At 63.6% G+C, this 18,168-nt stretch carries 18 protein-coding genes; 9 read left to right on the top strand and 9 right to left on the bottom strand.

From position 1 onward, the window contains the following. Positions 1–3: 3 nt before the first annotated feature. The 3 genes from NCR37_RS13995 to polA form a co-directional block, all read right to left on the bottom strand. On the bottom strand, positions 4–879 hold the full coding sequence (locus tag NCR37_RS13995) for a dienelactone hydrolase family protein (RefSeq protein ID WP_250473491.1): 876 nt from the start codon (positions 877–879) through the stop codon (positions 4–6). Between the two features lie 228 nt (positions 880–1,107). Next, positions 1,108–2,487: an NAD(P)/FAD-dependent oxidoreductase gene (locus NCR37_RS13990; protein WP_250473490.1), complete on the bottom strand. Its 1,380-nt coding sequence runs from the start codon at positions 2,485–2,487 to the stop codon at positions 1,108–1,110. A 153-nt stretch (positions 2,488–2,640) separates the two neighbouring features. Then, positions 2,641–5,379: a DNA polymerase I gene (gene polA / locus NCR37_RS13985; protein ID WP_250473774.1), complete on the bottom strand. Its 2,739-nt coding sequence runs from the start codon at positions 5,377–5,379 to the stop codon at positions 2,641–2,643. Position 5,380: 1 nt separating this feature from the next. Between polA and NCR37_RS13980 the strand changes: the two genes are divergently transcribed. Then, positions 5,381–6,130, top strand: a complete 750-nt coding sequence (locus NCR37_RS13980; RefSeq protein WP_250473489.1) for an LOG family protein — start codon at positions 5,381–5,383, stop codon at positions 6,128–6,130. A 269-nt stretch (positions 6,131–6,399) separates the two neighbouring features. After that, positions 6,400–7,245: a hypothetical protein gene (locus tag NCR37_RS13975; RefSeq protein WP_250473488.1), complete on the top strand. Its 846-nt coding sequence runs from the start codon at positions 6,400–6,402 to the stop codon at positions 7,243–7,245. Between the two features lie 49 nt (positions 7,246–7,294). Here NCR37_RS13975 and NCR37_RS13970 read toward each other — a convergent pair whose 3' ends face one another. Then, positions 7,295–8,821, bottom strand: coding sequence for an AMP nucleosidase (locus NCR37_RS13970; protein WP_206469192.1), 1,527 nt, complete (start codon positions 8,819–8,821; stop codon positions 7,295–7,297). A 177-nt stretch (positions 8,822–8,998) separates the two neighbouring features. On the opposite strand from NCR37_RS13970, the gene NCR37_RS13965 reads away from it, so the two are divergent. The 3 genes from NCR37_RS13965 to NCR37_RS13955 all read left to right on the top strand — a co-directional run bounded on the left by NCR37_RS13965 (position 8,999) and on the right by NCR37_RS13955 (position 11,308). Beyond that, a complete protein-coding gene (locus NCR37_RS13965) occupies positions 8,999–9,409 on the top strand; it encodes a hypothetical protein (RefSeq protein WP_250473487.1) in 411 nt (136 codons plus the stop codon). A gap of 91 nt (positions 9,410–9,500) precedes the next feature. After that, the gene (locus NCR37_RS13960) at positions 9,501–10,472 is read left to right on the top strand and encodes a homoserine kinase (protein ID WP_250473486.1); all 972 of its coding nucleotides are present in this window, start codon (positions 9,501–9,503) and stop codon (positions 10,470–10,472) included. A gap of 14 nt (positions 10,473–10,486) precedes the next feature. Further along, the gene (locus tag NCR37_RS13955) at positions 10,487–11,308 is read left to right on the top strand and encodes a BPSS1780 family membrane protein (RefSeq protein WP_250473485.1); all 822 of its coding nucleotides are present in this window, start codon (positions 10,487–10,489) and stop codon (positions 11,306–11,308) included. Positions 11,309–11,398: 90 nt separating this feature from the next. Here NCR37_RS13955 and NCR37_RS13950 read toward each other — a convergent pair whose 3' ends face one another. After that, entirely contained in the window at positions 11,399–11,572 is a 174-nt protein-coding gene (locus NCR37_RS13950) for a DUF3563 family protein (RefSeq protein WP_175940956.1), read from the bottom strand. Positions 11,573–11,707: 135 nt separating this feature from the next. Continuing rightward, positions 11,708–12,868, bottom strand: coding sequence for an extracellular catalytic domain type 1 short-chain-length polyhydroxyalkanoate depolymerase (locus NCR37_RS13945; RefSeq protein ID WP_250473484.1), 1,161 nt, complete (start codon positions 12,866–12,868; stop codon positions 11,708–11,710). Positions 12,869–13,156: 288 nt separating this feature from the next. Here NCR37_RS13945 and NCR37_RS13940 point away from each other — a divergent pair, with 288 nt between their 5' ends. After that, positions 13,157–13,846, top strand: a complete 690-nt coding sequence (locus tag NCR37_RS13940) for a phosphatase PAP2 family protein (protein WP_250473483.1) — start codon at positions 13,157–13,159, stop codon at positions 13,844–13,846. A gap of 16 nt (positions 13,847–13,862) precedes the next feature. Here the strand turns inward: NCR37_RS13940 and NCR37_RS13935 are convergent, their stop codons facing one another. Then, positions 13,863–14,687: a TOBE domain-containing protein gene (locus NCR37_RS13935; RefSeq protein ID WP_250473482.1), complete on the bottom strand. Its 825-nt coding sequence runs from the start codon at positions 14,685–14,687 to the stop codon at positions 13,863–13,865. Between the two features lie 222 nt (positions 14,688–14,909). On the opposite strand from NCR37_RS13935, the gene NCR37_RS13930 reads away from it, so the two are divergent. Both NCR37_RS13930 and NCR37_RS13925 read left to right on the top strand, forming a co-directional pair. Next, the gene (locus NCR37_RS13930) at positions 14,910–16,493 is read left to right on the top strand and encodes an inorganic phosphate transporter (protein WP_250473481.1); all 1,584 of its coding nucleotides are present in this window, start codon (positions 14,910–14,912) and stop codon (positions 16,491–16,493) included. 281 nt (positions 16,494–16,774) lie between these two features. Then, the gene (locus NCR37_RS13925; RefSeq protein ID WP_040050372.1) at positions 16,775–16,933 is read left to right on the top strand and encodes a DUF3309 family protein; all 159 of its coding nucleotides are present in this window, start codon (positions 16,775–16,777) and stop codon (positions 16,931–16,933) included. Between the two features lie 93 nt (positions 16,934–17,026). Here the strand turns inward: NCR37_RS13925 and NCR37_RS13920 are convergent, their stop codons facing one another. Both NCR37_RS13920 and NCR37_RS13915 read right to left on the bottom strand, forming a co-directional pair. Continuing rightward, a complete protein-coding gene (locus NCR37_RS13920; protein WP_250473480.1) occupies positions 17,027–17,341 on the bottom strand; it encodes a hypothetical protein in 315 nt (104 codons plus the stop codon). 36 nt (positions 17,342–17,377) lie between these two features. After that, positions 17,378–17,608 carry a hypothetical protein gene (locus NCR37_RS13915; RefSeq protein ID WP_250473479.1) on the bottom strand — a complete coding sequence of 77 codons (231 nt, stop codon included), beginning with the start codon at positions 17,606–17,608 and terminating at the stop codon, positions 17,378–17,380. A 265-nt stretch (positions 17,609–17,873) separates the two neighbouring features. On the opposite strand from NCR37_RS13915, the gene NCR37_RS13910 reads away from it, so the two are divergent. Continuing rightward, the gene (locus NCR37_RS13910) at positions 17,874–18,143 is read left to right on the top strand and encodes a DUF2866 domain-containing protein (protein ID WP_250473478.1); all 270 of its coding nucleotides are present in this window, start codon (positions 17,874–17,876) and stop codon (positions 18,141–18,143) included. Positions 18,144–18,168: the final 25 nt, after the last annotated feature.

The following is an 18,168-nucleotide window of genomic DNA, read 5'->3' as shown; positions in this document are numbered from 1 at the left end:
GTCTTACTTGACGCCGTGCTCGCGGAACCACGCGAGCGCGCGCTTCCAGCCGTCTTCCGCGTCGGCCTTGCGGTAGCTCGGACGATAATCCGCGAAAAACGCGTGCGGCGCGTCGTCATAGACCACGAACTGCGAGCCCCGCGCGCTCGGCGGGCCGTTCGCGATAGCCTGTTTCATCTGCTCGATGGTGTCCTGCGGAATGCTCGGGTCCTGCCGTCCATATAGGCCGAGCACGGGCACCTTCAGTTCGCCGGCGTTGTCGATCGGATTGCTCGGCGAATTGCCCGTCTTGTTGCCGGCGAGGCGCCCGTACCACGCGACCGCCGCCTTCACGCGCGGATTGTGCTCTGCGTACAGCCACGTGATGCGCCCGCCCCAGCAGAAGCCGGTGATGCCGAGCCGCTTCAGGTCGCCGCCATGCTCGCCGGCCCATTTAACCGTCTCGTCGATATCCGATAGCACCTGCGAATCCGGCACCTTCGAGACGATCTGATCGTTGAGTTGCTGAATCGACGGATACACCGACGCATCGCCTTGCCGCGTGTAAAGATCCGGCGCGATGGCGAGATAGCCGAGCTTGGCGAAGCGGCGGCAGACATCGGCGATATGCTCGTGCACGCCGAAAATCTCGTGAATCACGATGATGACCGGCAGATGCGTCTTGCCGAGCGGCTGCGCGCGATACGCGGGAATGAGCGTGCCGTCCGCGCCGCGCACGCCGATCGCGCCGGCTTCGAGGCCGTCCGCATCGGTATGAATGGTCTGCGCGGAGACGGGCAGCACGGCGGCCGCGAAGCCGGTGCCGAAAGCGGCCTTGATGAAGGTGCGTCGATCGAACGGAACGCGCGGGATGAGGCTGTCGACTTCGGGACTCAGCATACGAAGCTCCTGCGGCAAGCGCCGCAAACGCGCCGCCGATGCCGTCGCTCGCGTCGTCGAGCCACAGCCGCACCGATGGCGCTGAACCGGAAACCGCGCTAATTCCAGAAGAGAATGCAGCGCGGCGCTAAACGACTGTCTCGGGCGGCAAGCCGCATCGCCCGGGCGCGCGCGACACCGCGCGCGCCGCCCATTCTAAACAGCTTTGTTCCGCGAGCGCTCAAGCGGTCAGTGCAGCTTGACGCGCGGCGCGGTGGACCGGCGCAGCCAGTGCGCGAAGGTATCGAGCACCATGCGCGCGTAGCCATGTAGCGCAGCCACATGGAGCCGGTACAGCGACATGTACATGAAGCGGGCGAAGAGCCCTTCGATCAGCATGTTTCCGCCGATCAGCCCGCCCATCAGATTCCCGACCGCGCTGTAATGCCCGAGCGAAACCAGCGAGCCGAAATCGCGATAGGTATATTCGGGCAGCGGCTTGCCGTCCATGCGCCGCGCGAACGCCTTGAACAGAAAGCTCGCCTGCTGATGCGCCGCCTGCGCGCGCGGCGGCACGTTGCGCTCGTTGCCGGGCCACGGACAGGCCGCGCAATCGCCGAGCGCGAAGACGTTGTCGTCGATTTCGGTTTGCAGCGTGCGGCGCACGATCAACTGGCCTAAGCGATTGGTCGGCAGGCCGTCGAGTTGCGACAGCACGGCCGGCGCCTTGATGCCCGCCGCCCACACCGTCAGGTCCGCGCGAATGATCTTGCCGCTCGCCGTGCGGATCGAGTCGCGCGAAACCTGCGCGACGGTCTCGCCCGTCATCAGCTTCACGCCGAGCTTCGTGAGCAGTTCCGCCGTGGCGGTCGACACGCGCTCCTGCAACGCCGGCAGAATGCGCGGCCCCGCTTCTATCAGCACGATGCCGATGTCGTGCTTCGGATCGAGCTTGTGCAAGCCGTACGCCGACAGCACTTGCGCGGTGTTGCGTAGTTCCGCCGACAGTTCGACGCCCGTCGCGCCCGCGCCGACAATCGCGATCTGAATGCGCGGCGCGGCCTCCACGACGACCGGCTCTTGCGCCGGCCCTTCGACGGCCAGTTCGGGCACGACGTGCTCGGCCCGCATGCACGCGGCGATCAGCCGTTTGCGGAAAAGCTCGGCCTGGCCGACCGTATCGAGCGCGATCGAATACTGCTGCGCGCCCTCGACGCCGAAGAAATGCGTCGTGCTGCCGATTGCGATCACGAGCGTGTCGTATTCCAGTTCGCGCTCGGGGAGGAGCTCGCCAGCTTCGTCGTCGCGCAGCGCGCCTATCGTGATGCGCTTTGCCGCGCGGTTCAGGCCGATCATCTCGCCTTGCTGAAACTCGAAGCCGTGCCACAGCGCCTGCGCCGCGTATTCGAGTTCCTGCGTGAACGGGTCCATGCTGCCCGCCGCGACTTCGTGCAACAACGGCTTCCAGATGTGCGTCGGATTACGGTCCACGAGCGTGATCTGCGCGCGCGGCGCTTTGGCGTCCGTCTTCGCGTCCGTCTTGCCTTCGCCCGAACCGAAGCGGTCACCGAGACGCGTCGCGAGTTCGAGACCGCCCGCCCCGCCGCCGACGATAATGAAGCGATGCATGAAGAGCTCTCCCTTTGCCTGATGGATTGCACGGCGCTGTCCGCTCGCCTCGCTGCCTCATTGTGCGTGATGCGACGCGGCATTCACAAGCGCCGCCGTCGCATGAACGGCATATGCCCGATGCCGGCCGCTCAGCGCGCCCTCGGTGCGCCCTCAGTGTGCTTCTTCCCAGTTGTTGCCGACGCCTACTTCGGCGACAAGCGGCACCTTCAGTTCGGCGACGCCGCACATCAGTTCGGGAAGACGCTTGCGCACGTCCGGCAGCTCTTCTTCGGGCACTTCGAGCACGAGTTCGTCGTGCACCTGCATGATCATCTTCGTGCGCATGCCCGCTTTCTCGATCCAGTCCTGCACCGCGATCATCGACAATTTGATGAGGTCGGCGGCGGTGCCCTGCATCGGCGCGTTGATCGCGGCGCGCTCGGCCGCCTGACGGCGCGGACCGCTGCCGCCGTTGATCTCGGGCAGCCACAGCCGCCGCCCGAACACGGTCTCGACGAAGCCGTTCATCTTCGCAGTGACGCGCGTGGTTTCCATGTAGGCGGCCACGCCCGGATAGCGCGCGAAATAGCGGTCGATATAGAGCTTCGCCGCGTCACGCGTGATGCCGAGATTCGACGCGAGACCGAACGAGCTCATGCCATAGATCAAGCCGAAGTTGATGACCTTCGCGATGCGCCGCTGGTCGTTGTCCACTTCGAGCGGCGTCACGCTGAACACTTCGGATGCCGTCGCGCGGTGCACGTCCTCGCCTTGCGTGAACGCGCGCATGAGCGATGCATCGCCCGAAATGTGCGCCATGATGCGAAGTTCGATCTGCGAATAATCCGCCGACACGATCTTGCTGCCCGGCGGCGCGATGAACGCCTCGCGAATGCGCCGGCCTTCGCCCGTTCGCACCGGAATGTTTTGCAGATTCGGTTCGTTCGACGACAAGCGCCCCGTCACCGCGACGGCCTGCGCGTAGTTCGTGTGCACGCGGCCCGTGGACGGATTGACCATGCGCGGCAGCTTATCCGTGTACGTCGACTTCAGCTTGGACAGCGCGCGATGTTCGAGCAGCACCTTCGGCAGCGGATAGTCTTCGGCGAGCTTTTGCAGCACTTCTTCGTCCGTGGAAGGCGCGCCGCTCGGCGTCTTTTTCACGACGGGCAATTGCAGCTTCTCGAAGAAAATCTGGCCGATCTGCTTGGGCGATCCGAGATTGAATTCGCCGCCCGCGTGCTCGTAGGCTTCCGTCTGTAGCTCGATCAGGCGCTTGGCGATTTCGTTGCTTTGCGCGTCGAGTTTCTCGCGGTCGATCAGCACGCCGTTGCGCTCCATCTTGCGCAGCACGCGGGCGGTCGGCATTTCGATATCGCGATACACGCGCAGCAGCCCTTCTTCTTCCGCGACCTGCGGATAAAGCGTCTGATGCAGGCGGAACGTCACGTCGGCGTCTTCGGCTGCGTATTCAGCGGCCTTTTCCAGCGCCACTTCGTCGAAGCCGATCTGCGCCGCGCCCTTGCCCGCTACGTCTTCGTACTTGATGGTCTTCACGCCCAGATGCCGCAGCGCGAGGTTGTCCATGTCGTGCGGACGATGCGACTCCAGCACGTAGGATTGCAACAGCGTGTCGTGCTCGACGCCGTTCAGTTCGATGCCGTGATTCGCCAGCACTTGCTCGTCGTATTTCAGATGCTGGCCGACCTTCTTCTTCGATGCGTCTTCGAGCCAGGGCTTGAGCTTCGCGAGCACTTCGTCGCGCGGCAACTGCGCGGGCGCGTCCGGTCCGCGATGCGCGACCGGAATATACGCGGCATGTCCCGGCTCGACGGCCACGGAGAGGCCGACGATCTGCGCGACCATCGGATCGAGCGACGTGGTTTCCGTATCGAACGAAGTGATCTCGGCGGCCTGAATGCGCGCGAGCCATGCATCGAACTGCTCCCACGTCTGCACGGTCTCGTAGTGATGGACGATCTCGGTGACTTCGGCGGGCGGCGTATCGGTTGGCCCCTCGACGGCATCCGCAATTTCGATCTCGCGCAGCCACGTCTTGAAGCCATGACGCAGGAACACGTCGCGCAACTCGTCGCGGGCTTCGGGACGCGTTTGCAGCGTCTCTTCGATAGAGTCGATCTGCGAAGTGAGGTCGCATGCCGTGTGCACGGTGACGAGCTTTCTCGCCATCGGCAGGAAGTCCAGAGCCTTGCGCAGATTGTCTCCTACCGCACCTTTGATCTCGCTCGCGTGTGCGACGATGCCATCGAGCGTTTCGTATGCGGTAAGCCACTTGAGCGCGGTTTTGGGTCCGCATTTTTCGACGCCGGGCACGTTGTCGACCGTATCGCCAATGAGCGACAGATAGTCGACGATGCGCTCCGGAGGCACGCCGAATTTGTTCACGACGCCTGCGCGATCGAGCGTTTCGTTGGTCATCGTATTGATGAGGGTGACATGATCCGTCACGAGCTGAGCCAGATCCTTGTCGCCCGTCGACACGATTACCTTCATGCCGCGCTTTTCGGCCTGCACGGCAAGTGTGCCGATGACGTCGTCGGCCTCGACGCCTTCGATCATCACGAGCGGCCAGCCGAGCGCGCGCACCGCGACATGGATGGGCTCGATCTGCTTGCTCAGGTCTTCGGGCATCGAAGGACGGTTGGCTTTGTACTCGGCGTACCAGTCGTCGCGGAAGGTCTTACCCTTTGCGTCGAAGATGCACGCGCTATACTCTGCATTGATTTCGCGGCGAAGGCGCCGCAGCATGTTCACCATCCCATACAGTGCGCCGGTGGGACCGCCGTCGGGACCACGCAGGTCAGGCATCGCATGGTAAGCCCGGTACAAGTAGCTAGAACCGTCGACCAATAGCAGGGTCTTACCTTCAAGACTGAGTTCTTCAGGCATTATGAACAAGAGAAAAGTGATTCCGAGTCTGCGATCACTCGCAGATCAAGAGCGCGCAACAGCCAAGAAGGCCCGCGCGTCGTGGCAGATGTTCACGATTATGGCAGAGTTTATCGAGGCGACCGAGTACCTCTCGGAGATCCGCCCTGCCATCAGCATCTATGGTTCGGCCCGTCTGAAACCGGAGTCGCCGTACTATCAGCGCACCATCGAAATCGCGCAAAAATTCTCTGATGCAGGCTTCGCCGTCATTTCGGGCGGCGGTCCGGGCATCATGGAAGCGGCCAACAAGGGCGCGCACGCGGGCAAGTCGCCGTCGGTGGGATTGAACATCGAATTGCCGCACGAGCAGTCGGGCAATCAGTGGCAGGACATCTCGCTGCGCTTCCGTCACTTCTTCACGCGCAAGGTCACGTTCGTGAAGAATTCGGATGCGGTCGTGGTGATGCCGGGCGGCTTCGGCACGCTCGACGAACTCGCCGAAGTGCTCACGCTCATCCAGACGAAGAAGTCGCGCCATGTGCCGATCGTGCTCGTCGGCGCGGAGTTCTGGGCGGGGCTGCTCGACTGGTTCAAGAAGACGCTGTTGACCAATGGCGTGATCAGCGAGAAGGACCTCGATCTGATGCAGGTCATCGACGAGCCGGATCAGGTGCTCGATGCCGTGCTGCGGTTCTATGAAGACCGCGTAGAGAAGGTTGAAGAGCCGGCTGAGGGCAAGTCGGACGAGGATCGGATGTTTTATTTGTAAGGCTGTCGATTCAGCCCGGGAAGGACCGCGCTTGGTCCTTCCTTTTCTTCTTCCCGGCAAGGCCTTGCCGCGGCTTCACACTTTTCCATAAACGACCGCGTTATGAACGGTATGCTCGCGCCCGCGCCGCATTGGGAACGCGCATACCGGCCGCATGAGCGGTACTTCGCGTCGATTCCACGGCTTCCATTAATAGTCTCGGCTCTTCCGGATGGCGTCTGATCGAAGAGCCGCCGTCATTTGCCCCCAGTGGCAAGCCTGGAGCAAGCATGAAGCAAGCGCTGTATCGAACACTCCATCTGACCGTCGCGACGGCAATGGCCGTCTCGCTAATCGCTGGTTGCGAGAAGGAGGCCAATACGCTAGCCGTCGCTCCGTCCGCCACCGCGCAGAACGCGAAACTCGCTCTCCTGAAGGACGTATCCGGCGTGTGGAGCTCGTCGTCCGCAATCGGACTTACGACGATTCAATACTCCGACAACCGCTTGCAAATCCTCCAGGGCGACACACCGTTAGCGGTGACGCTGGGTGATGTCGATCCTGGCGAGGAGACCGTGAACGTCAACACTGTCGTTAATCGCAAGGAGGAGATCCTCACGCTCCGCAAGAAGTGGAACGCGGACCACACGGCTTACAACCTGACGATGACGGGCAGTGACGGACAACAGGATGTGCTCGGCTTCGTGCGCCGCATCAGCAACGACGATCTCAACAGAATCAGCCGGCTCAGCGTCGCGCGGGCGTCGTCCCCGGCGCCAAGTCAGCCGACAGAATCGGCACCTGCGCCCGTCGCTTCGAGCGACCGCGGCATCATCGACATGTGGCTTGGCGGCATCGACATGAATTTGCGTTCGTGTCCCGGCTCGACTTGCGCAGCGCTGCTGATCGTTCCAAAGGACTCAAAGGTAAGCGCCGATACATCCACGATTCGGAACGTCACCGAGTCGTCGGGAGCGAACACGCCGTGGGTTCGGGTGACGTATGAAGGCGCGTACTGCACGCCTGAAGAACTGGATCAGCAAACCGGCTGCACACCCTCCCACGGCACGGACGCACCCGTCACCGGCTGGATGAACTACACGCGCTTGTTGAGCGCGCCGCGCCCGCAGCAATAAGCAACGTCATTGCGGGCGGCGATCTTACGCCGCCCGCTTCGAACATGCGTCACTGAAACGCCACCTCCGCAAAACTGCGCAGCTTGCGCGAGTGCAGCCTCGACAAGCCGTTCATCCGCAGCAGTTCCATCGCTTTCACGCCGATCTGCAAGTGCTGATCCACCTGCGCGCGATAAAACTGGTCCGCCATCCCCGGCAGCTTCAGTTCACCGTGCAGCGGCTTGTCCGATACACATAGCAACGTCCCGTACGGCACGCGAAAGCGGAAGCCGTTCGCGGCGATGGTCGCGCTTTCCATATCGAGCGCGATCGCCCGGCTTTGCGACAACCGCTGCACCGGCTCGCGATGATCGCGCAGTTCCCAGTTGCGGTTATCGACACTCGCGACCGTCCCGGTGCGCATGACGCGCTTCAGCTCGACACCTTCCAGTTGCGTCACCTGCGCCACCGCTTTTTCGAGCGCGACCTGCACTTCCGCGAGCGCGGGCACGGGCACCCATAGCGGCAGATCGGCATCAAGCACGTGATCTTCGCGCACATAGCCATGCGCGAGTACGTAATCGCCGAGACGCTGCGTGTTGCGCAGGCCCGCGCAATGGCCGAGCATGACCCACGCATGCGGACGCAGCACCGCGATGTGATCCGTGATCGTCTTCGCGTTCGACGGTCCCACGCCGATATTGACCATCGTGATGCCGCTGCCGTCCGCCCGCTTCAGGTGATAGGCGGGCATCTGCGGCAAACGCGCCAGCGCGGTGCCTTCGTCCGGCTGCTCGCCGAGATTCGCGTTGTACGTGATGACATCGCCCGGCTCGACGAACGACGAATATTCGCTGCGATACGCGCGCGTCTCTTCGTCATCGGCGCGCGACATCAGCGTGCGTCCCAGCTTCACGAATTCGTCGATATAGAACTGATAGTTCGTGTACAGCACGTAATTCTGAAAGTGCGTCGGCGACGTCGCCGTGTAATGGCGCAGCCGATGCAGCGAGAAATCCACGCGCGCCGCCGTGAACAGCGCAAGCGGATGCGGCTCGCCCGGTCCCGGCTCGTACGTGCCGTTGACGATGCGGTCGTCGAGCAGCGCGAGGTCCGGCGTATCGAAGACATTGCGCATCGCGAGCAGGCGGTCGCGGTCGAGATCGCCTTCGAGGTGAATGCCTTCCGCAAACGCGAAATGAATCGGAATGGGCTGCGCCGATACGCCCACTTCGATGCCCACGTGATGATTCTTCGTGAGCAGCCGCAATTGCTCGCGGTAGTAGTCGCCGAAGAGGTCGGGCCGCGTGAGCGTCGTCTCGAAGATGCCCGGCCCCGCGACGAAGCCGTACGACCGGCGCGAGTCGATGTGCGTGTTCAGCTCCGTTCGCACTCGCACGAACGGATAACACGCGCGCACCCGATGCGTGAACTGCTCGTTGCGCCGGTATCGCGCGAAGGCGTCGCGCAGGAATGCGGTGTTCGCTTCGTAAATGGCGGAAAGGCGCGTGACGGCGGCGACCGGGTCATCGAAGGATTCGGTCGGAAAATCGTTGGCCGGCGTGCCTTGAGTGGTTTGAGTGCGGTCGTTTGTCATGGTTTTGTGTGCGTGTGCTTCAATGCCCTGTCGATGAAACGACATTAACACGGAAGAAAGTGCGGACCATGAAGCCCCTACCGCGCGCCTTCCGATAAGCCGAACACGCGCCGGGCAACGCGGGCCGTTACGCTTCGATAGGGTTTGTTAGAATCCGGCCATCCCTGGAGAATTATCATGAAGCCGCTTCTTTCTGTCGCCACGGCGGCAGTCCTCGCCGCCGCAAGCGTTGGCGCCTTCGCGCAGCCGATATCCAACGCGAACCCGCCGGCGGAGCAACCGGCTCAGCACACTCTGTCGGCGGAAGAAGCCGCAGGTCTTCCGGATCTCAAGGCCATCAACCGGCCGCCCGCCAACGTCAGCTCCAAGGTCGAGATTTCGCCGCCGCGCACGCCGAGCTTTCACGAATTGAGCCCCAACGGAACCGAAATAACCGAATACCGCGACAAGGGCAAGCCTGTCGAAATCAACGTCCACTCGAATTTCGGCACGCATTATCAGATGAGCGCGCCCGCGGATACGTCGCCGCAAGTGCGCGACAACGGCCGCGCAAGCACGCGCCTGCCGTCCGTGAATCTGCGTTATTGAGTCAAGTAAGATAGCTTCGAGCCCGCTCTCCGTGAGCGGGCTTCGTCATTCGGCCCCGCGCGGGCCAATCAACCAGACCGACGTTTCCTGCATGGCCGTATTCACTCCCGTCTCTGACGCCGAGCTCGGCGACTGGCTGCAACACTACGATCTCGGCGATGTCGTCGAATTTCGCGGCATCCAATCGGGCATCGAAAACAGCAACTTCTTCCTCACGACCACGCACGGCGAATACGTGCTGACGATCTTCGAGAATCTGACGGCCACGCAGCTTCCGTTCTATCTGGATCTGATGCGGCATCTCGCCTCGCATCGCGTGCCGGTTCCCGATCCGATGCCGCGCAGCGACGGCTCGCTCTTCGGCATGTTGCGCGGCAAGCCGGCCGCCATCGTCACGAAGCTCGAAGGCGCGCCCGAACTGGCGCCGACGCCCGCGCACTGCATCGAAGTCGGCAACATGCTCGCGCGCATGCATCTCGCGGGGCGCGACTTCCCGCGGCATCAGCCGAATCTGCGCAGCCTGCCGTGGTGGCAGGAGAATGTGCCGGCTGTCATCGATTTTCTGAGCAACAGCCAGCGCGAACTGATCGAATCCGAACTCGCGCATCAGACCGCCTTTTTCGCCTCGGCCGACTACGCCGCGCTGCCCGCCGGCGCGTGCCATTGCGACCTCTTTCGCGACAACGTGCTCTTCGCGCACGGGCGGCAGCACGCGCGGCTCGGCGGCTTCTTCGATTTCTATTTCGCGGGCGTCGACAAGTGGCTGTTCGACGTGGCCGTGACCGTAAACGACTGGTGCGTCGACCTGGCGACCGGCGCGCTCGAAGCGGCCCGCGTCGATGCGCTTTTGCGCGCCTATCAAACCGTGCGTCCTTTCACGCCGGCCGAGGAACGCCACTGGAACGACATGCTGCGCGCGGGCGCCATGCGCTTCTGGGTGTCGCGGCTCTATGACTTTCATCGTCCGCGCGAAGCGCAGATGCTAAAGCCGCACGATCCCGGCCATTTCGAGCGCATTCTGCGCGAGCGCGTCCAAGCCGCGTCCTCTTCCGCCCAACGGTAATTCAGCGACTCCCCATGCGACTGATCGAAGTTCCCGCCAAAACCGGCTACGTGTGGTTTCGCCAGGGCATCTGGCTCTTCCGCCGCAACCCGTTCGCGTTCCTCACGGTGTTCTTCGCCTATTTGTTCGTGATGACGCTGATTTCGCGCGTGCCGCTCGTCGGTCCGTTGCTGCCGCTCTTGTTCATTCCCGGCGTCGCCGTGGGTTTCATGGCCGCGTGCAGAAACACCATCGCGGGCAAGCCCGTCTGGCCGACCATCCTCGTCGACGGATTCCGCTCGTACGGAAGCGTTGTCGCGCGCCGCTTGCTGGTGCTGGGCGCGCTTTATGTCGTCGCGATGGCGGCGATTTTCGGCATCTCCGCCCTCGTGGATGGCGGCGCGCTTCTCAACCTGATGATGGGCAACGCGCCGTCCAGCGAGCCGGAGACCGTCGCGGCCGGCTTCAGTCCGCTGGCCGTGCTGGTGGCCATGGCGTGTTACCTGCCGGTCGCCATGCTTTTCTGGTTCTCGCCGATTCTGATTGCATGGCACGAAGTTCCGACAGCGAAGGCGCTGTTCTTCAGCCTCGTTTCCTGCTGGCGCAATCGCGGCGCGTTCATCCTGTACGGCGTCCTATGGATGGCGGTGGCGCTCGCGATCTCCTTCGGCCTCACGGCGCTGATGCAAGCCCTCGGCGTCGGGCAGGAGATGGCGTTCGCGGTGCTGATGCCGGCGTCGATTCTCGTGACCACCGCGCTGTACTGCTCTTTCTACGCGACGTATCGCGGCTGCTTCGGCGTGCAGACGCCGGACGCGCCGGACCTGCCGAACACGTCTGGCGCTTCTGGGGGCTGACGGTGCCGCGTGCATGCAGCGAGTAGGTAACAAAAAAGCCGGCTGACTGCCGGCTTTTTCACATCGACTCAAGCTCGCGCCGAGGCCGACTCAGTTCGCCATCCACGACGGATGACGGGCTGCGGCACGCTGGTCCAACTTCTTCATGCGATATTCGAGATCGTAGATGTCGGTGGCTTCAGCGAGGTACGCGTCGTCACGCTCGCGGTCACGCTCTTCAGCGGTCTTGGTCAGGAACAGGAAAATACGGGAAAGCAGGAACATGATTGGCCTCGCTGGATACTGGGGTAACTACCTATAAGCGTGATTATAGGGTATTCCCTGAGCCAACGCCAGCATTTACCGCTAGAACGCTGATACTAAAGACGAAATTGCAACACCTGAAACACAGCCGCGCGTTCAGGCGACGAACGCCGCGCGCGCGGCCTCGCTGGAGCGGCGCTGATGCTTGAAGAACTCCCACAGCACAGCAGACGAATCGGGCCCTTTGGACGAATGGAAGGCCACGGTGTCGTCGCCGCCCGACCACGCATGGCCGAGCCCGCGCACGATCGACGTCTTGACCACGCGCCGCCCGTTCTTGAAATAGTCGCGCACGACGCCATCGGAATGCGTTTCCTCCCGTACTTCGCCCGCGCGCGGCTTGCCGGCCGCGTCGATGAAGCCGTTCAGCCGAAGGAACTGCTGCGTCAGTTGCTCGGCGTTCTCGGCGGACACCACCGAATCCAGTTCGCCGTGAATGATGACCGCCGGCATGCCCGGGTAGTCGCCCACGTCGAGCGCGGCGTCGATCAGCGTCACCGGGTCGGTGCGGCTTGCGCGGCGCATGACGTCCATCGCGCCGATCGCCGAGTTCGCCTCGCCGAAAACGACGCCCGAATGCAGCCCAACCGCAGCGAACAAATCGGGATACCGGAGCGCGAGCAGTGCGGCCAGTCCCGCGCCCGCCGACATGCCCGCAAGGTAGACGCGTTCAGGATCGAAATGGTGCTCGGCAACCGTCGCGCGAATCAGCGATACGACGGACGCCGCCTCGCCGCCGCCACCGCTGCTGGAATCGTCGTACCAGCGCCAGCAGCGATGCGGATGGTCATGCTTCGACTGCTCCGGGTACAGCACCGCGAAGCCGTATTTGTCCGCGAGGAGATTCATTCGCGTGCCCTGCGCGAAGTCGTCGGCGCTTTGCTTGCAGCCGTGGAGCATCACGACGACAGGCAGGCGGCCGAGGCCGGTTCTCGGCGGCACATACAACGCGTAGGAAAGATGGTTGACGAAGCGGCCGGCGGTCGGCGGGGCAGAATGGTACGAGCGATCCCATTTGCCGCGCGCCCATGCGGACGCACGCGGCCGCACGCGGGATTCGCCCGTTTCAGGGCGGCGGGCAGCGGGGGCGAAAGCCGCGGCCTTCGCGGCGGCGCCCGATTTGAACTTGGACCGGACGGTCTTGGAACGCGCGGGCTTCGCAGCCGGGCGCGCCTTGGGCGGGCGAATGCTTTCGACTTGGACAGCGACCAGGCGTCTCAAGCCACGCAACCAGAGTTTGGTAAGGCTCTTTGACATTTGGCTGGTTCTCCTAAAGCGTGTTTCAGATGACGCGCGGTTGGCTGCGTCGTGTTGCAGTGCACAATACCATTAAATGGAACGATTCGCTGACTGCTGTGCCTGCAACGGTCGCGTCATTCGCACCACTTGGCGACAAAAGCCTGCAAATACTGTCTAATGTGCCAGGTTGTCGATCGTCCGCCAGCGAACCTTTCGTCTTCTTCCCAACCGGTATACTTCTGCTCGCAACGGCTTTCCGATCCCGTGCCTGCCGCAGTGCAGCAACTGCTATTCCTATCGCCCTCGATGAACGTTGAAATTCCCGTTTCGCTCTGGTTGAGCATCACCGCGCTCGGCAGCGTCGGCGTCATGCTGCCCGTCGGGCTCGCCGCTGCGGCGTGGCTCGCGCTCGGTTATCGCTGGAAGTACACGCTGGAATGGCTCGCGCTCCTCGGCGCGGGCAGCGCATGCGTCGCTTTGAGCAAGATCGCGTTTATCGGCTGGGGAATCGGCGTGCGCAATATCGACTTCACGGGCATCAGCGGCCACGCCTTCATGGCGACGGCGGTGCTCCCCGTGGCGCTCTTCGTCGCGCTGCTGCCGGCACGCGGCCCGTTGCGCGCGGGCGGCGTTGGCGTGGGTCTGCTGCTGGGCGCCCTGATCGGCGGGTCGCGCGTGGTCGTCAACGCGCATTCGGTATCGGAAGTCGTCGCGGGTTGCGCGCTCGGCGGCGCGGTTGCAATCGCGTTCGTGAGCATCGCGTGGAAAGCGGAAGCCGGCAAGCTATCGCCCGCGCCGGTCGTGGCAAGCCTCGGCGCGGTCGTCGTGGCGCTGCATGGCGTGCCGGTGCCGACGCAGCACTGGATCACGGAGATTGCGCTCGGGTTATCGGGCCACGAGCGCCCGTACGTTCGGGCGCGCTGGAAGGCGAAGATCTATCGCGTGCCGGACCGGCGCGCCGACTCGCACGCGCCGCGCGAGCCCGCAGCCGCGTGAAGCAACAGAAACCGCGTCAGTCGTTGACGCCAATGATGACGCTCGACGCCTTCACGACGGCGACAGCCTTCTGGCCCTCCGCCAGCCCAAGCGCCTGTGCGCTCTGATTCGTGATGATCGCAGTGACGGTCGTCGACTCGTCGAGCGAGAGCGTCACTTCGGCGTTGACCGCGCCGCGCGTCACGCTGGCAATGGTCCCACGCAACTGGTTGCGCGCGGACAGCTTCGCGGGCCCGTCCTCCATCAGCATGACCCACGACGCCTTGATGAGCGCGAACGCGTCGCTGCCCTGCTGCAAGCCGAGCGCCTCCGTGCTCTCATGGGTAACCACCGCGACGATGGTCTGACCGCCCGGCAAGCCGAGTTCCACTTCGTCGTTCACGGCGCCGCGCGTGATTTTCGTGATCTTGCCCGCCAACTGGTTCCGCGCACTCGTTCTCATCCCCAATCTCCCGATAAGCCGCCAATCGCGGTCGAAGCCTTCGATGGCCTCGCCCACGTGTTCAAGAAACTTGCGATGCTCGCGCTCCACCGCGTGATAGGTGTCGATGAGCCGCAGCGCCGACGCAGTCAGTCTGGTTCCGCCGCCGCCCCGGCCGCCGGTCGCGCTGGCCACGAGCGGCTCGCCCGCGAGGTTGTTCATCGTATCCACCGCGTCCCACGCCGCCTTGTAGCTCATGCCGACGCGTTTCGCGGCCGAGGTGATCGATCCGGTATCGCGAATCGCTGCCAGCAGCGCGATGCGCCCCGCGCCGCCGAGCGTTTCGCCACCGCTCTTAACCCAGACCGAGCCGCCGAACTCGAGCGGTTCGGGGACGGCGGGCGGTGTTTCCTTGGGCATCGGTCGACTCTCGAGTGAGGAAATGCGCGAAACGTGCCGCCGAATTATATCGACGCCCTCAGCGCCAGCGATGCTTTCACGCCCGATGGCGGCACACATAAGAGGAAATGGGAATTGTTCCGAGAGTCATGAAATCGACACATGCACCATGAAACATGACCTTTTCCCTTCGCCGGCCTATTGCTTCGACATTGCCGGAGTTCCTCGCCTCAAGGACGCGCCATGAACCAGGTTGTCTTTCCCCAAACGCAAGGCCGCACGCCAGGGCAACGCTTCGCGTTTCTGGTGTTTCTGCTCGCCATCGGAGCGGGCGTCGTGTATTGCATCCTGCACCTGTTCGAGGATCTCGCGCCGGTGCGCGAATCGTCGGTGTTTCCTTACCTTCTGCTCGGCGTCGCGCTCGTCATCGCGCTCGGCTTCGAGTTCGTCAACGGCTTTCACGACACGGCCAACGCCGTCGCGACCGTCATCTACACGCACTCGTTGACGCCCAATCTGGCGGTCGTGTGGTCCGGCGCGTGGAACTTCATCGGCGTGCTGATTTCGAGCGGCGCAGTCGCGTTCGGCATCCTTCAGTTGCTGCCGGTTGAACTGATCATCGGCGTCGGCAGTTCGCAGGGCTTTGCGATGGTCTTCGCGCTGCTGATCGCGGCGATCATCTGGAATCTCGGCACGTGGGCGCTCGGCCTGCCGTCGTCGAGTTCGCATACGCTGATCGGCTCGGTCATCGGCGTCGGCCTCATGAATCAGATGCTGCACGGAAGCAACGACACGTCGGGCGTCGACTGGAGCCAGGCAGTGTCGGTCGGTAAGTCGCTGCTGTTTTCGCCGCTTGTCGGTTTCGTGCTCGCGGGCTTTTTGCTGTACGTGCTGAAGCTCGTCGTGCGCGTGCCGGAGCTGTACCAGGAGCCGAAGAAGAACACGCCGCCGCCTTTCTGGATTCGCTGTCTGCTGATCCTGACGTGTACCGGCGTGTCGTTCGCCCACGGCTCCAACGACGGCCAGAAAGGCATGGGCCTCATCATGCTGATCTTGATAGGCACGGTGCCGACGGCCTACGCGCTCAACAAGGCAGTCACGCCGGCCGAGACGCAGACGTTTCTCGCGGTGAGCCACAGCGCGACCGAGGTGCTCCAGCGGTATAGCGGCGGCGCGTCCCCGGCGCCGGACGCGCGCGCGCAGGTGGAGAAGTTCGTGCAGACGAAGACGCTCGCGCCCGACACCATCGCCTCGTTGCAGGCGCTGATCGGCTCGATCGAATCGCAGATCCGCCCCAGCGAGACGATCGCTTCCGTGCCGCAAGGCAACGTCCGCAACGTGCGAAACGAGATGTACATCGCGTCCGAGGCCCTACGAGTGATGGAGAAGCAGAAGTCGCCCGCGTTCGCGCCCGCCGACGTCGCCGTGCTCGACAACTACAAGCATCAACTCGATCACGCGACGAAGTTCATTCCGACGTGGGTAAAAGTAGCGGTCGCCGTGGCGCTCGGGCTGGGGACGATGGTCGGCTGGAAGCGCATCGTCGTGACGGTGGGCGAACGCATCGGCAAGACGCATCTGACGTATGGGCAAGGCGCGTCGGCGGAACTCGTCGCGATGCTGACCATCGGCGCCGCCGACGTCTACGGCCTGCCCGTGAGCACGACGCACGTGCTGTCTTCCGGTGTCGCGGGCACGATGGCCGCCAACGGCTCCGGTCTGCAGTGGCGAACCGTGCGCAGTCTTGCGCTCGCGTGGCTGCTCACGCTGCCGGTTTCGATCGCGCTTGCCGGCGCGCTCTTCTGGGCGTTCCGCGGACTCTTCTGACGCATAGCCGGGCGCGCGCTTTTCGCTTTGAAAATTTTGCGCGCGCCGCTACCCCGTCTTTCATTTTGACAATCAGCATCGCCGCACGCGGCCTCGCGCACGCGTGCGGCGCCTTGCTGCCGCGCCCGCGCCCATGTCGGCACGGGCCTTGCTTCCCGCTCCTTGTCGATCGCAACGCCGGACGGCCAGCGGCTTTGATGCCGCTGCGCTAAGACGTGTAGTGGGTTGGGAGGTGCACGTCGAGCCGGATGGTCGCGCGGTCTTTTATAAGGAGAAGTCAAATGACGATCGGAACCATCCTGCTCATCATCCTGATTCTGCTGTTGATCGGCGCTATTCCGTCTTGGCCACACAGCCGAAGCTGGGGCTACGGACCCAGCGGAATTCTCGGCGTCGTGTTGATCGTGGTGATCGTTTTGTTGTTGATGGGCCGTATATGACACCGGGCGGGCGCCCCCAAGCGTCCGCCGCTTCGCTGGAAAAAAGAAGGGCGCTCGACGGAGCGCCCTTCTTTTTATGCTGTAACCCGCGGCTCAAACCCGCATGACCTGGCCATTCGGCTCGATCTTGCGTGGAATGACAGGCTCCGTCTGCCGGGGCGACGCCGCCTTCGCGCGCGGCGCGACCGTCGGTGCCTCGATGGCAGCTTTGTCTGCAATCTGCTTGACCGCCGCCCCGCTTCGGGCTTTCTTCTTTGCGGCTGTTCGCGATGCGGCGTGCGTCTTCGCCTTGCTCGTCGCCGATTGCGACTTCGCTTCCGGCGGATTCCAGACTTCCGTGTACCGCTGCGCCGCCATCACCGGCGACGTTCCGAGTACGAAAGCCATCGTCAGGAATGCGAGTTTCAATTCGTTGCGCTCCATCGGTTGAGTATTGGTTGTCACTCAGTGACCCTGACGCGCGCTGCGCGACAGAATCGCGTCGAGCGAGCGTTCGGAGGTTTCCAGTTCGCGTAGCGCGGCGTCGAGGCGTGCGAGCGAACGCGCGACGGATTGCGTGCCCTCCTCGAACTGCGGCTCGCCTCGCGTGGCGTCGAAGGCGGCGTTCACGGCGCGGCTTGCGCGCATGAAGCGTTCGAGCGCGGCAGCTTCGAGCGAATCGTTGCGAGAGATCATCGGCAAGCTCCTTGTTGCAGACAAGCTGTACGAATATACAGTAATGCGGCGGGCCGGCAAACAGGCGATGCGCCCCGTGGCGAAAATGCCGAAGCGACTATTGACCGTACAAGCGGCGCATTGCAGAACGCGCGGTGAGCGGCGTTCGCCGCATCTCGCTCGCAACGGATTACGGATTAAGCCGGGCTTAATTGTCGGCGCACACACTCGATGCGCGATTCACGCCCGGCCGCCGACAGCCGGGCATCCACGTGAGGAATGTGCCATGTCCGCCAACCCCGCCGCGCGCCCTTTCGCCAACCTCGCCCGCGCCATGCGCCGCCACACGGCGCTCCAGTTGAGCCGCTGCCGCCTGTCCGCGCCCATCGAGCCGCCTTGGGGCGAGCCGTATCGTACCGTCGAATGGACGCTCAAGAGCGACCCGCGCGTGCAGCGGCGCGTCCTGCGGGCCGATTGCACGCCGTCCGATATCGCGGATGCGCTTCAATCTCACACGCCAGGCCGTTGCTATGGTCCGGCCGACGACGATGATTGACCGCATGAGCGGCGCGTGAAAGCTA

It is taken from the genome of Caballeronia sp. GAFFF1, from assembly GCF_023630705.1.
GTDB lineage: Bacteria > Pseudomonadota > Gammaproteobacteria > Burkholderiales > Burkholderiaceae > Caballeronia.
This window is presented reverse-complemented; position numbering and strand designations above follow the sequence as displayed.